The sequence below is a fragment of the Chryseobacterium sp. UF-81 genome, from assembly GCF_058245105.1.
On record NZ_JBSIBX010000003.1, the window covers coordinates 291,892 to 304,189 of the forward strand.

At 40.1% G+C, this 12,298-nt stretch carries 13 protein-coding genes and 2 riboswitches; of the genes, 12 read left to right on the plus strand and 1 reads right to left on the minus strand.

Features of this window, described 5'->3' with window-relative positions; all coding sequences use genetic code 11:
* Positions 1-35 precede the first annotated feature (35 nt).
* The 12 genes from AC4IFE_RS06770 to AC4IFE_RS06825 all read left to right on the plus strand — a co-directional run bounded on the left by AC4IFE_RS06770 (position 36) and on the right by AC4IFE_RS06825 (position 9,638).
* Positions 36-749: a Crp/Fnr family transcriptional regulator gene (locus AC4IFE_RS06770; RefSeq protein WP_062652074.1), complete on the plus strand. Its 714-nt coding sequence runs from the start codon at positions 36-38 to the stop codon at positions 747-749.
* A 61-nt stretch (positions 750-810) separates the two neighbouring features.
* Positions 811-1,626, plus strand: coding sequence for a 3-methyl-2-oxobutanoate hydroxymethyltransferase (panB, locus tag AC4IFE_RS06775; RefSeq protein ID WP_111958535.1), 816 nt, complete (start codon positions 811-813; stop codon positions 1,624-1,626).
* A gap of 3 nt (positions 1,627-1,629) precedes the next feature.
* Positions 1,630-1,953, plus strand: coding sequence for a hypothetical protein (locus AC4IFE_RS06780; protein ID WP_490755820.1), 324 nt, complete (start codon positions 1,630-1,632; stop codon positions 1,951-1,953).
* Positions 1,954-1,956: 3 nt separating this feature from the next.
* A complete protein-coding gene (locus AC4IFE_RS06785) occupies positions 1,957-2,634 on the plus strand; it encodes an RluA family pseudouridine synthase (protein ID WP_490755822.1) in 678 nt (225 codons plus the stop codon).
* A gap of 135 nt (positions 2,635-2,769) precedes the next feature.
* Positions 2,770-2,867, plus strand: a riboswitch (TPP riboswitch).
* A gap of 58 nt (positions 2,868-2,925) precedes the next feature.
* Positions 2,926-3,132, plus strand: a complete 207-nt coding sequence (thiS, locus tag AC4IFE_RS06790; RefSeq protein ID WP_223557727.1) for a sulfur carrier protein ThiS — start codon at positions 2,926-2,928, stop codon at positions 3,130-3,132.
* 24 nt (positions 3,133-3,156) lie between these two features.
* Positions 3,157-4,968 carry a phosphomethylpyrimidine synthase ThiC gene (gene thiC / locus AC4IFE_RS06795; protein ID WP_490755823.1) on the plus strand — a complete coding sequence of 604 codons (1,812 nt, stop codon included), beginning with the start codon at positions 3,157-3,159 and terminating at the stop codon, positions 4,966-4,968.
* Positions 4,965-5,552, plus strand: coding sequence for a thiamine phosphate synthase (locus AC4IFE_RS06800; protein WP_490755824.1), 588 nt, complete (start codon positions 4,965-4,967; stop codon positions 5,550-5,552). Before thiC ends, AC4IFE_RS06800 begins: the two co-directional genes overlap by 4 nt.
* Positions 5,528-6,277 (plus strand): hydroxymethylpyrimidine/phosphomethylpyrimidine kinase, encoded by a 750-nt coding sequence (locus AC4IFE_RS06805; protein ID WP_490755825.1) that lies wholly within the window; start codon positions 5,528-5,530, stop codon positions 6,275-6,277. Before AC4IFE_RS06800 ends, AC4IFE_RS06805 begins: the two co-directional genes overlap by 25 nt.
* A gap of 2 nt (positions 6,278-6,279) precedes the next feature.
* Positions 6,280-6,894 (plus strand): thiamine phosphate synthase, encoded by a 615-nt coding sequence (locus AC4IFE_RS06810; RefSeq protein ID WP_490755826.1) that lies wholly within the window; start codon positions 6,280-6,282, stop codon positions 6,892-6,894.
* Positions 6,891-7,667 carry a thiazole synthase gene (locus AC4IFE_RS06815; RefSeq protein WP_490755827.1) on the plus strand — a complete coding sequence of 259 codons (777 nt, stop codon included), beginning with the start codon at positions 6,891-6,893 and terminating at the stop codon, positions 7,665-7,667. The genes AC4IFE_RS06810 and AC4IFE_RS06815 overlap by 4 nt, the downstream gene beginning before the upstream one ends.
* 9 nt (positions 7,668-7,676) lie before the next feature.
* Positions 7,677-8,795, plus strand: a complete 1,119-nt coding sequence (thiH, locus tag AC4IFE_RS06820; RefSeq protein WP_490755828.1) for a 2-iminoacetate synthase ThiH — start codon at positions 7,677-7,679, stop codon at positions 8,793-8,795.
* A 135-nt stretch (positions 8,796-8,930) separates the two neighbouring features.
* Complete coding sequence (locus AC4IFE_RS06825; RefSeq protein ID WP_490755829.1) at positions 8,931-9,638, plus strand: HesA/MoeB/ThiF family protein; 708 nt, start codon at positions 8,931-8,933, stop codon at positions 9,636-9,638.
* 75 nt (positions 9,639-9,713) lie between these two features.
* On the opposite strand, the gene AC4IFE_RS06830 is transcribed toward AC4IFE_RS06825, so the two are convergent.
* A complete protein-coding gene (locus AC4IFE_RS06830; RefSeq protein WP_490755830.1) occupies positions 9,714-11,930 on the minus strand; it encodes an outer membrane beta-barrel protein in 2,217 nt (738 codons plus the stop codon).
* 123 nt (positions 11,931-12,053) lie between these two features.
* A riboswitch (SAM-I-IV-variant riboswitch) is annotated at positions 12,054-12,152 on the plus strand.
* Positions 12,153-12,298 lie beyond the last annotated feature (146 nt).

Sequence of the window (12,298 nt, forward strand, 5' to 3'; positions counted from 1 at the left end):
AAAAAGTTCTATTTTTGTGATAAATGTCATATAAAATGTCGCAGGAACAACAGATTGCAATTGAAGAGAGGTTCGCCAGAGTTTTTAATGATAAATCATTTAAGGAAAGACTTTCTAGCACTGATTTTGAAAAATATATTAACAGCAAGAAAAAATTAAGTTTTCAAAAACACGACACCATTTTCGAGGACGGAGAAACACCAAAAGGCGTATACGTTTTAGAAAAAGGGGCCGCTAAGCTTTCCAAGTCCGGAGCTTTTGGAAAAGACCAGATTTTAAGATTTATCAAAGAGGGGGATATCATCGGCTATCGTTCATTACTTTGCGGGGAAAATTTCCAGGCAAAGGCTGAGGCTATGACAGACATTGAGTGCATTTTCCTTCCGGCAGATGTCTTTATGTATCTTCTGGAAGTAGATCCGCAGCTTTCTTTTGCAATGCTTCAGAAAATCTCTTATGAACTGGGAGAATCGTCCAATACCATTACTTTCCTTGCACAGAAAACGGTAAGAGAAAGACTGGCAGAAATTCTGATACTCCTGGAGCAAAAACTAGGGGTAGATCCTGAAGGGTTTATCAAAATCTCGCTCACCAGAGAAGAAATTGCCAACATCATCGGTACCGCTACAGAAAGTGCCATCCGTTTAATCTCTGAATTCAAGCAGGACAGTCTCATAGAAGTAGACGGAAGAAATATCAAAATCCTGAACCACGACAAACTGATGAAACTAGGTCACGTAGTTTTATAACAATCATACAAAAACTTAAGTCGGCGAAAGCCGACTTTTTAACTTTTAAAAATAGATAATTATGTCTGTTCACTCTGAAATTAAAAAAGTTACGACTGAAACCTTGCGTAAAATGAAATTCGACAAGGAAAAAATAACAATGCTTACCGCTTACGACTTTACCACTGCAAAAATGGTGGATGCCGGAGGTGTTGATGCTATTTTGATAGGAGACTCTGCAGCCAATGTAATGGCTGGTTTCGAAACGACTTTACCGATCACGCTGGATCAGATGATTTATCATGCCCAAAGCGTTGTTCGTGGAGTAGACAGAGCTCTTGTGGTGGCGGACCTTCCATTCGGGACCTACCAGAGTAATCCTGAGAAAGCACTGGAATCTGCTGTAAGAATGATGAAGGAAGGAGGTGCTCATGCTGTGAAAATTGAAGGTGGGAAAGAAATTTCAAAATCTATAAAAAAAATTATCAATGCCGGAATTCCTGTCATGGGGCATTTGGGGTTGACACCGCAGTCTATCTACAAATTCGGAACCTATAAAGTAAGAGCTAAGGAAGAAGCCGAAGCTGAAAAACTGATCAGTGACGCACAGCTTCTGGAAGAACTGGGGTGCTTCTCAATCGTTTTGGAGAAAATTCCTGCTGATTTAGCCAAAAAAGTATCAGAAAGTATTTCTATTCCTACCATCGGGATTGGAGCTGGAGCAGACTGTGACGGGCAGGTTCTTGTATACCACGATATGGTTGGGATGAACAAAGGTTTCAGCCCGAAGTTCTTGAGAAGATACCTTGATCTGTATACAGAAATAACAGGTGCGGTTGCCCAGTACGTGAAAGATGTGAAAAGTGTTGAATTTCCTAATGAAAATGAAAGCTACTAATTGATGATGAACCAACAACAATCTCTTCAGGGAATTTTATCAATTGCAGCAATCATATGTATGGCGGTAGGCTGGTTTAATTTATTCTCACCGGAAATCAATGAACTTCTTTCCAGAAAAGTCTTTTATGTATTGATAGGAGCGAGTTTCTTCGTTCAGGCGCCTACACTGCCCAATAAAAATTTTATGTATGGTATGTATGCGGCAGCGGCGATTTGTGTGATCGGAGCGTTTTTGCCGGCAGACTCTAAACTTTCAATGCTTAAAACAATAGGCCTTCTTGCAGGCATTATTATTTCTTTTACTAACAGACCAAGGCGTTCGTAATGTATGGAAGAGCAGATTGTATATGAAGATAACCACCTTCTGGTAGTTAACAAAAAAGTAGGACAGCTTGTTCAGGGTGATAAAACCGGCGATGAATCGTTGCTGGAATCCATCAAGAATTTTATAAAGAAAAGGGATGCTAAGCCGGGAAATGTTTTTCTCGGCTTAGTTCACCGTATAGACCGTCCAACTTCAGGCTTAGTTATCTATGCCAAAACTTCCAAAGCACTTTCCCGTCTCACCCAGATGGTCAAGAACAGGGAGGTTAAAAAAACATACTGGGCTGTCGTAGGAAAAGAAATGATTCCTCAGAGCCAGAGGCTTGTTCACTACCTGAAGAAGAATGAAAAGAACAATAAAGCCATTGTTTTTCAAAAAGCAACAGAAGGGGCAAAAGAAGCCATCCTGACTTACCATGTGATTAAAACACTTGATAATTATATGCTTCTTGAAATTGATCTTGAAACCGGAAGGCATCACCAGATCCGTGCTCAGCTGTCGAAAACCGGGATCCCTATAAAAGGAGACCTGAAATACGGGGCGCCCCGATCGAATCCTGACGGCGGTATTAATCTTCATGCAAGAAAACTGGAATTTATTCATCCTGTTACCAAAGAAGAAATAGAAATTACAGCTCCTGTTCCCCAGAATGATGCTATTTGGAGAGCCTGTGAGGAATAAAATATTTGTAATCTTTCATTTTTTCAGGTAAGCATTAAGCAAAAAGCTAAAATCAAGGCCATTTCAATATTGAGATGGTCATTTCATTTTTAAGCAAATTCAATTTTGCCCGTTCTGAAAAAATAACTACCTTCGTCACAACTTTAGGGGTGTCTGTAGACATACAGACTGAGACTTTACCCTTTGAACCTGATCTGGATTATACCAGCGTAGGGAAAAGTAAATGACTTTTACTGTACATTCTAATGTACAATAGCGGCCATTCCTAAAGTATAAATAAAATAATTAGGAATGGAACTTACAATCAACCACACAACGAAAACATTTGAAGTACTTCCGGATAATCTGGAAGCATTGATGGCTATGGAAATCCCCGGAAAGAAAAAGGGTATAGCCGTGGCTCTCAACAACCGTATTATTCCATTGTCCGACTGGGCAGAAACAATCCTTAAAGATAAAGATTCAGTTTTAATCATTACTGCCACTCAGGGCGGTTAACTCACCTAATAATACAGAAAACTTATGGCTCATTCAATCACCTGTTCGCCATTTCCGAACGCCAGAAAAATTTACATTGAAGGAAAAATACATCCTATTAGCGTAGCAATGCGTGAAATTCACCTAAGTCCCACCAAGCTTAGCAACGGAACTTTGGAAAATAATTCCCCGGTTACTATTTATGATACCTCGGGTCCCTATACCGATGAAAATGCATCTATTGATATCACGAAAGGGCTTCCGCGAATCAGGGAACAATGGATACTGGACAGAAAAGATGTGGACATCCTGAACGGTATCACTTCAGAATATGGAAAAGCCCGTCTGGCAGACCCACGCCTTGATGAGTTGCGTTTTGCTTACGATCACAAGCCGAAAGTAGCTAAAGAAGGACAGGAACTCACGCAGCTTTACTATGCAAAACAGGGGATTATTACCCCCGAAATGGAATATGTAGCCATCAGGGAAAATCAACGGATTGAGCAGCTGGATACGGTTTCCCAAGACATGGCATTTCAGCATCCAGGAAACAGTTTTGGAGCCCATACTCCGAAAGGCAAAATAACTCCCGAATTTGTAAGAGATGAAATTGCTGCAGGAAGAGCAATCATTCCGAATAATATCAATCATCCGGAGAGTGAGCCCATGATCATTGGACGTAATTTTTTAGTGAAAATTAATGCTAACATCGGCAACAGTGCCGTTTCCTCGACCATTGAAGAAGAAGTAGAGAAAGCGGTCTGGGCATGCCGTTGGGGAGCAGACACCATTATGGATCTTTCAACAGGAAAAAATATCCATGAAACAAGAGAATGGATTATCAGAAACAGCCCGGTTCCTATTGGTACTGTTCCTATATATCAGGCGCTGGAAAAGGTAAAAGGTGTTCCGGAAGATCTTACGTGGGAAGTTTTTAAAGACACTTTAATTGAACAGGCAGAACAAGGTGTATCTTATTTTACCATTCATGCCGGAGTTTTATTAAGATACATCCATCTTACAGCAAAAAGAGTAACCGGAATAGTTTCAAGAGGTGGTTCCATCATGGCAAAATGGTGTCTGTACCATCATAAAGAAAACTTTCTGTACACCCATTTCGAAGAGATCTGTGAGATCATGAAGAAATACGATGTGGCTTTTTCCCTAGGAGATGGCCTCCGTCCGGGGTCCATTGCGGATGCTAATGATGCTGCCCAGTTTGCAGAACTTGAAACTTTAGGTGAACTGACCAAGATCGCATGGAAACACAACGTACAAGTGATGGTGGAAGGGCCGGGACATGTACCCATGCACATGATCAAAGAAAATATGGAGAAGCAATTGAAAGAATGCCATGAAGCTCCATTTTATACTTTAGGACCTTTAACGACAGATATTGCACCGGGTTACGACCATATCACTTCGGGAATCGGAGCGGCTATGATCGGCTGGTTCGGCTGTGCGATGCTGTGCTATGTAACCCCGAAAGAACATTTAGGTCTTCCAAATAAAGAAGATGTAAAAGTGGGAGTCATCACTTACAAATTAGCTGCCCATGCTGCAGATCTGGCGAAAGGTCATCCCGGAGCACAATACAGAGATAATGCGTTAAGCAAGGCAAGATTTGAATTCAGATGGGAAGACCAGTTCAATCTTTCACTGGATCCCGATACGGCAAGAGCTTACCACGATGAAACGCTGCCGGCAGAAGGAGCTAAAATAGCCCATTTCTGTTCCATGTGTGGCCCGAAATTCTGTTCTATGAAAATTACTCAGGAGATCCGGGATTCTGCAGAAAAAGGGATGCTGGATAAATCTCAGGAATTTATTGAAAAAGGAAAAGAGATTTATATATGATCCTGGTTATCACTCCCGAAATAATAGTTAAAAATGAGACGGAGATCATCAACCAGATGTTTCAGGAGGGACTGGATCTGCTGCATATAAGAAAGCCTCTGATGAGCCGGGAAGAAATAACCAGTTTCCTGTATGGTATCGATGAAGAATTTTATCCTCAATTGGTACTGCACGGATATTATGATTTGGGGAAGGATCATCATATTTCCCGGTTTCATTTCAGAGAAGCTGACCGGAGCGGTGAAGTTTATAAATCTTATACAGGGCAAAGTACTCTTTCTACTTCTGTTCATGATATTGAAACCTATAATGTACTGGGAAGAGAGTGGGAATATGCATTTATAAGTCCTGTTTTTCCGAGTATTTCTAAGAAAGGATATGGTGAGCATTCAAATGTTATGAAGGATATTAAACATAGAAAAAATCCTAACGTAAGATTAATTGCATTAGGAGGGATTGACGAAAACAACATCTGTACAGTATTTGAAAACGGAGCAGATGGAGCAGCATTATTAGGTGCAGTTTGGGAAAGTGATCAGCCATTAAATACATTCAAAAGATGCAGACAGAACGTCCTTTTGTGATGAGTATTGCGGGATTTGATCCCTCAGGTGGCGCCGGTCTTTTAGCAGACATAAAGACATTTGAGCAGCTTGAAGTCATGGGATTGGGAGTGTGTACGGCAATGACTGTCCAAACTGAATCTCAATGCTTAAGTATTGACTGGCGGTCTTTGGGGCAGATAGCTTCGTCAATAAATGTTTTAATGCAAGAATATAATATTCCGGTTATAAAAATCGGGGTGGTAAAAGATGCCGTATTTCTGGAAAAGATTACAGAAACTGTACGGTCCCATAATGACAGAGTAAAGATCATCTGGGATCCTGTATTAAAAAGTACCTCAGAGTTTTCTTTTTTTGACCTGGAAACCTTACCTCATTTGACCAGTGTTTTAAAAAAAATAGATCTTATCACACCCAATTATAATGAATACAGGATTTTACAGGAGCACAGTCTTTTAAATCAAAACCTGAACTCATGTGCTGTACTGGTCAAAGGCGGTCACAGAAATGATAAAACAGGAACTGATATTCTGATCCGGAACGGAAAAGAAATTTCATTGGAGCCTGGTATAGGTGATCCGGCTGATTATTATCCGAAACATGGCTCAGGCTGTGTGATGTCTTCAGCAATTGCAGGTTGGCTGGCAAAAGGAGAAAGCCTGGAAAATGCCTGCAGGAAAGGAAAATTATATATTGAAAAATTTTTAAAGACTAACCCTTCTTTATTGGGTTTTCATTCAGTTTAATCATGGAAAAATTACAATACATATCACAGGGACACACCAAAGAAGAACAGGAAAATAACATTCGTAAAGCTTTGGACCATGGCATACAGTGGGTACAGGTCCGTTGGAAAAATGCTGATGAAAATGATTTTTTTCAGCTTTGTGAAATGTCAAAAAAGCTTTGCTCAGAATACCATTCAGTTTGTATCATTAATGACCATGTTCAATTGGCAAAAGATATTGATGCAGACGGTGTCCATTTGGGTTTAAAAGATATGTCCATTGAAATAGCGAGACACATTCTGGGGGAAAATAAAATGATCGGGGGAACAGCCAATACCTTTTCAGATGTCCTCCAGAGGATCAATGAGCCATGTGATTATATCGGTTTAGGACCTCTGAGATTTACGGCTACAAAAGAAAAATTAAGTCCGATCCTCGGATTTGAAGGCTATCAGGATATTATTAAAAATTTAAGAGACAAATCGATAAGCATTCCAAAGATCTACGCCATTGGAGGAGTTACGCTTCAGGATATAGAACTCCTTCAGCATGTGGGAATATATGGTGCCGCAGTTTCGGGGCAGATTACCAGCCGCCCATCTGTGATCAGTGAATTTAAAAAAGCAATGATATGAATAATCAGAAATTAATAATAGCAGACAGAATATTTGATTCAAGGCTGTTTCTGGGAACCGGAAAATTCGGAAACCTTCAGGAAATGGCGGCCTCTGTAATCGCTTCAGGAACAGACATGGTCACCATGGCTCTGAAAAGAATAGATTCCGGCGCAGCAGAAGACGGATTATTGGACTCATTAAAAGAGACCAATGTTCATCTCCTTCCCAATACCTCAGGCGCCAGAACGGCAAAAGAAGCCGTGTTGGCCGCTCAGCTGGCAAGAGAAGCCCTGGAAACGAACTGGGTGAAATTGGAAATCCATCCTGATCCGAAATACCTTCTTCCGGATCCTATCGAAACCCTGTATGCAACAGAAGAGCTGGCTAAGCTAGGATTTATCGTAATGCCCTACATTCATGCCGACCCTGTTTTGTGTAAACGCCTGGAAGATGCCGGAACCGCTGTGGTAATGCCTTTAGGAGCTCCAATCGGAACCAATAAAGGATTGAGAACATTGGATTTTCTGGAGATCATCATCAGCCAGAGCAATGTTCCCGTTGTGGTAGATGCAGGAATAGGAGCGCCTTCCGATGCAGCAAAAGCAATGGAAATGGGAGCTGATGCCGTTCTTGTCAATACCGCAATTGCTGTGGCAAGAAATCCTGTGAATATGGCTTTGGCCTTTAAAGAAGGAGTTATTGCAGGAAGAAGAGCCTTTGAATCCGGTTTAGGGGCAATTGCTGATCATGCTGAAGCATCAAGCCCTTTGACCTCTTTTTTATTTGAATAATACAGCAAAATGAACAGCTTTAAAGATGTTTTTGCACATTATCATTGGGATGAGGTAAAAACCAGGCTCGGAAAAACAACCCATTCCGATGTTTTGAACAGCCTTCACAAGAAACATAAAACCTTAGAAGATTTTCTGAATCTGCTTTCTCCCGCCGCCGCACAGGAATTGGAGCTGATGGCCAAAATGACCCGCCAGCTTACCCAGAAACGGTTTGGAAAGACAATTCAGCTGTATGCTCCCATGTATCTCAGCAATGAATGTCAGAATATCTGCACGTATTGTGGTTTCAGTCTGGATAATGACGTAAAAAGAAAAACCCTTTCCGATACAGAGTTGATGATAGAAGCTTCCGTTCTGAAATCCATGGGAGTCAGCCATGTCCTTTTGGTAAGTGGGGAAGCCAATAAGACAGTTGGGGTTTCTTACTTTCTGAATGCGGTCCGTCTGCTGAGACCTCATTTTGCCAATATCTCGATCGAAGTACAGCCTTTATCCGAAGAAGAATATCTGCAGTTGCATCAGGAAGGGGTTTATTCGGTGTTGGTTTACCAGGAGACTTATCATCAGGAGGTTTATAAAGAATATCATCCCAAAGGAAAAAAATCAAACTTCCATTTCAGGCTGGATACGCCGGACAGAATAGGAAGAGCAGGAATACATAAGATTGGGCTGGGTGTTTTGCTCGGGCTTGAAGACTGGCGTGTAGACAGTTTTTTCAATGCTCTTCATATTGATTATTTGCAGAAGCAATACTGGAAAAGTCGTTTTTCAGTTTCATTTCCAAGATTAAGACCTGCAGAAGGAATCATTGAACCTAATTTTATTATGGAAGATAAAGATCTGCTGCAACTGATCTGTGCCTACAGAATATGGAACGAGGACCTGGAAATATCCATATCGACCAGAGAAAACGAAAAATTCAGGGACAATATCATCTCACTCGGAGCAACATCCATGAGCGCTGCATCAAAAACAAATCCCGGAGGGTATGCCGTTGATGTAGAATCCCTGGAACAGTTTGAAACCAGCGATGAACGCAGTATGGAAGAAGTGAAAGCCAGCATCAGAAAAGCAGGCTACGACCCGGTTATGAAAGATTGGGACTCTGCATACGGAGGAATTTAAAAATTAAAGCCATTAAGAATATTGAAGTTATTAAGGTTGGTTAAGAAAAATCAATAGATTTTAAATCTTAAAGCAAAACTTGCCTTAATCCTCTTAACATCTTAAAAAAACCTTAATGGTTCAAAATAATTAGAAATGAGTGAAGATATTTTTGCAAGATACAGCCGGCAGATATTTATAGAAGAAATAGGGTTGGAGGGTCAGAAAAAAATAATGTCATCCAAAGTGCTTGTCATAGGAGCAGGAGGTTTGGGAAGTCCGGTTATTCAATACCTCGCGGCCGCCGGAGTGGGAACTTTAGGCGTTGCAGATTTTGATGAGGTGGAACTTCACAACCTGAACCGCCAGGTCATTCACAACGAAAATACAATTGGGGTTTCAAAGGTTAAAAGTGCGGAAGCATTTTCCGATAAGCTTAATCATCAGGTAAAGTTTATTGGAATTGATATAAAAATCGACAGCTTAAATGCAGAAGAAATCCTTTCACAGTATGACATTATAGTAGACGGGTCTGATAATTTCACCTCCAGATATTTAATCAATGATAGCTGTGTGAAGCTTGGAAAGCCTTTGGTTTACGGAAGTATCCTGGGTTTTTCGGGACAAACTGCTGTATTCAATTATAAAGGCAGTAAAAATCTCAGAGACCTCTTTGCGGAACCACCTTTTGATGAAGATATCCCGGACTGTGACAGTCTCGGAGTTTTGGGAGCACTGCCGGGTATCGTAGGAAGCATGATGGCTCTACAGGTTTTAAAGATCATCACAAAACTTCCTGTACAGGCAAATCAGCTTACTCTTATTGATACCCTGGACTGGAGATTCCAGATTATAGATTTTTAGATTATATTGTTTTTAAATAAATAAGGCAGTAAAATTTCTTTACTGCCTTATTTTATGATTTTTGATTCTAAAAAATTACTGTGCCTGCTGCATAACGCCGGTGTCTTCTTTCTTAGTCTGGTTCAGGATGTTTGGATCTTCCTTGGCCAGTTTATTCTTCGTAGGAATTTTGTAGTTGATTGAAATTCCGAAATTTCTCGTGTCATACTTACTTCTGATCATTACAGGCTGTCCTTCAGGCGGATTGGAATACACCTGCATCACCTGTCCGTTGAAAATATCATTCGCAAAAACAGAAACGGTCAAACGATTATTCATGAATTTTTTCGTCAGTGTAATATCCAGATTGTTATTAAATGGTTTATCTGCTGTAAAATAGAAATATCCGGCCTTTGGTGTTAAATAGCTGTAATTGGCTGTCAGTTTGATATCTTTCGGTAGAAGCAACTGGGTCATGATATTAAAGATCCAGAAGCCTTTATTATTTAAATTGTCAATATCATGTTTCTGGTAACCTGCATACAGATACATGAAATTAATCTTGTCAGGATTAAAATTAAACTTCATGATCTCGCTCATCGGTTTGCTGAAAATCATAAACGGTATAGGAAGACCTACATTAAAGTTGTGAATTTTCATATTTGAGATATTCACCTGCTTATTGTAAAGGTTCTTGCCGTTTTTCATGATGATCTGCGCTACCTGATCCTTGGCAGAACTTACACTGTATCCAATGAAGGCATAATCAAAGGCTGAAACTTTCAATTCATAATTATCAAAAATCGTAGGCTGAAGATCCGGATTACCGGTAACTTCCGTATTCGGGCTGGCAAAGATAACGTTGTTCGGGTTCAGGGCAGAAATGCTTGGCAGAGTAATCTTTTTGTTGTAGTTCGCAGCAATGTACACCTGATTCATTACGCTATACTGAACACTTGCATTCGGAAAAAGCTTGAATTTATTGAAAGGAGTTAAATCTCTTTCCAGAACAGCATTATCCTTTATGGTTCTTGTAATTCCGGAAATATCATAGTTTTCTGCTCTTGCTCCTAAGGTAAAGTCAAACTTTTTCAGTTTTGCCTGAAATTCAAGGTAGGTAGAAGCCGTCTGTCTCTGATATTCCAGATTGGTAAGGCCTTTACTTTCCGTATCATAATCCTGTCTTTCATACAAACCGCCTAAACTTACTTTTCCACCGTCCAGAAGCTTGATCGGCTGTGAATAATCTATCTTGAAGTTGGCTACCCGCATATCCGACTTATTGTCAAGTACATTTTCTCCGCCTACATTCAGGAAAGGCTCCCAGGGATCCGTATAAAAGCCTCTCTGGAAGAAATTGTCTTGGGAGAATTTAGAAGTAGCTTTGGTATATCCGAACTGGAAATCCAGTTTTTGAGACTTGTCGCTGAAACGCTTCTGATACGTTACAACAGCTTCCTGCCTCAGGTTATTGGTATGAGCGACATCGGATGCTTCATAATCAGCTTCTCTGTATTTGACAGGATCAAAGCTTATGGGAATATCGGCAAGTCCTCTACTGGCAGTATAGTTGTCATTATTGTTGTGGTAAATATCGTAGTTCAGCAATAATCTGTCCTGTCCAAGATCAAAAGTCAATCCTGATTTTGCAAAATATCCGCGTCCTATTCTGTCTGTATTGTTATGCAGAAGTACATCCTGATCGCCATTTAACATACTTTCACGGTAATTCTGGCCTACATTCAGCTGCCATCCGAAAAGTTTATTTCTTGCATTCAGATTTAAAGAATTAGTGGTTCTGCTTCTGAATTTATCGTAATTGGTAAACGAGTAATTTCCAGAATAGGTTGCTGTTAAATACTTATTGGCATTCTTATTTGTAATGATATTCATGATGGCACCTCCTGAGGTAGCCGGGTACTCTGCTCCCGGCTGGGTGATCACTTCTATTCTGTCTACCGAGTTGGCAGGCATCCCTTCAAGAAAAGAATTCAGTTCATTTGAAGTGATATTTAAAGGCCTTCCGTTCAGGTAAACATCCAGGATTTTTCCCTGGTACATCATTCCTGCGATATCGGTAGAAACCAATCCCGGAAGTTTTTTGATACCTTCCAGCACATTCCCGTTATTCAGCTGCGGCTGTTCAGAAAAATCAAAAATAGTACGGTCTGCTTTCTGTTCAACGGCTTTTTTAGTTTTGGTGATAACTACGCCTTCAATTTGCTTTTCTTTCTCTGTACTGTTGCTGTTCTTCTCCTGTGAAAAGACAAAAACAGACCCTAACAGAGATAGCGTAAGTATAGTTTTTCTCATAATGCTTTTTTTACTACTGTTCAGTTAGACGTAAAAAAGAGCAATTTGTTACGGTGAAATTTCCGAAAAGTTAAATTTTTGGGCAATTATTTTTTTATTTCCGAAATAATTATATCTTTGCCACGTAATTATCAAGAATCTCATAGATGGGATAGCAACCTGCAAAAACAAGCAAGGTGCTGAAATAGATAAGCCGGTATGCCCGGAAAAAATGTTTATTCTCTATTTTCTCCCATCTTGACATTTTTGTTTTAAAAATAAAATCAATGTTTAAAGACAAGGGAAACCACAAGACCAATTTAAATTTTCGTTTCTCAGATCATGAAGTATCCCTTCATTATTCTGACCTGTTTTCATGCCATTCTCAC

Excerpts from the sequence above, each read along its gene's own strand:
- thiS (WP_223557727.1), top strand. The coding sequence starts at position 2,926 with ATGGAACTTACAATCAACCACACAACGAAAACATTTGAAGTACTTCCG.
- panB (WP_111958535.1), top strand. The coding sequence starts at position 811 with ATGTCTGTTCACTCTGAAATTAAAAAAGTTACGACTGAAACCTTGCGT.
- AC4IFE_RS06785 (WP_490755822.1), top strand. The coding sequence starts at position 1,957 with ATGGAAGAGCAGATTGTATATGAAGATAACCACCTTCTGGTAGTTAAC.
- AC4IFE_RS06810 (WP_490755826.1), top strand. The coding sequence starts at position 6,280 with ATGGAAAAATTACAATACATATCACAGGGACACACCAAAGAAGAACAG.
- AC4IFE_RS06815 (WP_490755827.1), top strand. The coding sequence starts at position 6,891 with ATGAATAATCAGAAATTAATAATAGCAGACAGAATATTTGATTCAAGG.
- AC4IFE_RS06800 (WP_490755824.1), top strand. The coding sequence starts at position 4,965 with ATGATCCTGGTTATCACTCCCGAAATAATAGTTAAAAATGAGACGGAG.
- thiH (WP_490755828.1), top strand. The coding sequence starts at position 7,677 with ATGAACAGCTTTAAAGATGTTTTTGCACATTATCATTGGGATGAGGTA.
- AC4IFE_RS06825 (WP_490755829.1), top strand. The coding sequence starts at position 8,931 with ATGAGTGAAGATATTTTTGCAAGATACAGCCGGCAGATATTTATAGAA.
- AC4IFE_RS06830 (WP_490755830.1), bottom strand. The coding sequence starts at position 11,930 with ATGAGAAAAACTATACTTACGCTATCTCTGTTAGGGTCTGTTTTTGTC.
- AC4IFE_RS06780 (WP_490755820.1), top strand. The coding sequence starts at position 1,630 with ATGATGAACCAACAACAATCTCTTCAGGGAATTTTATCAATTGCAGCA.
- thiC (WP_490755823.1), top strand. The coding sequence starts at position 3,157 with ATGGCTCATTCAATCACCTGTTCGCCATTTCCGAACGCCAGAAAAATT.
- AC4IFE_RS06805 (WP_490755825.1), top strand. The coding sequence starts at position 5,528 with ATGCAGACAGAACGTCCTTTTGTGATGAGTATTGCGGGATTTGATCCC.
- AC4IFE_RS06770 (WP_062652074.1), top strand. The coding sequence starts at position 36 with ATGTCGCAGGAACAACAGATTGCAATTGAAGAGAGGTTCGCCAGAGTT.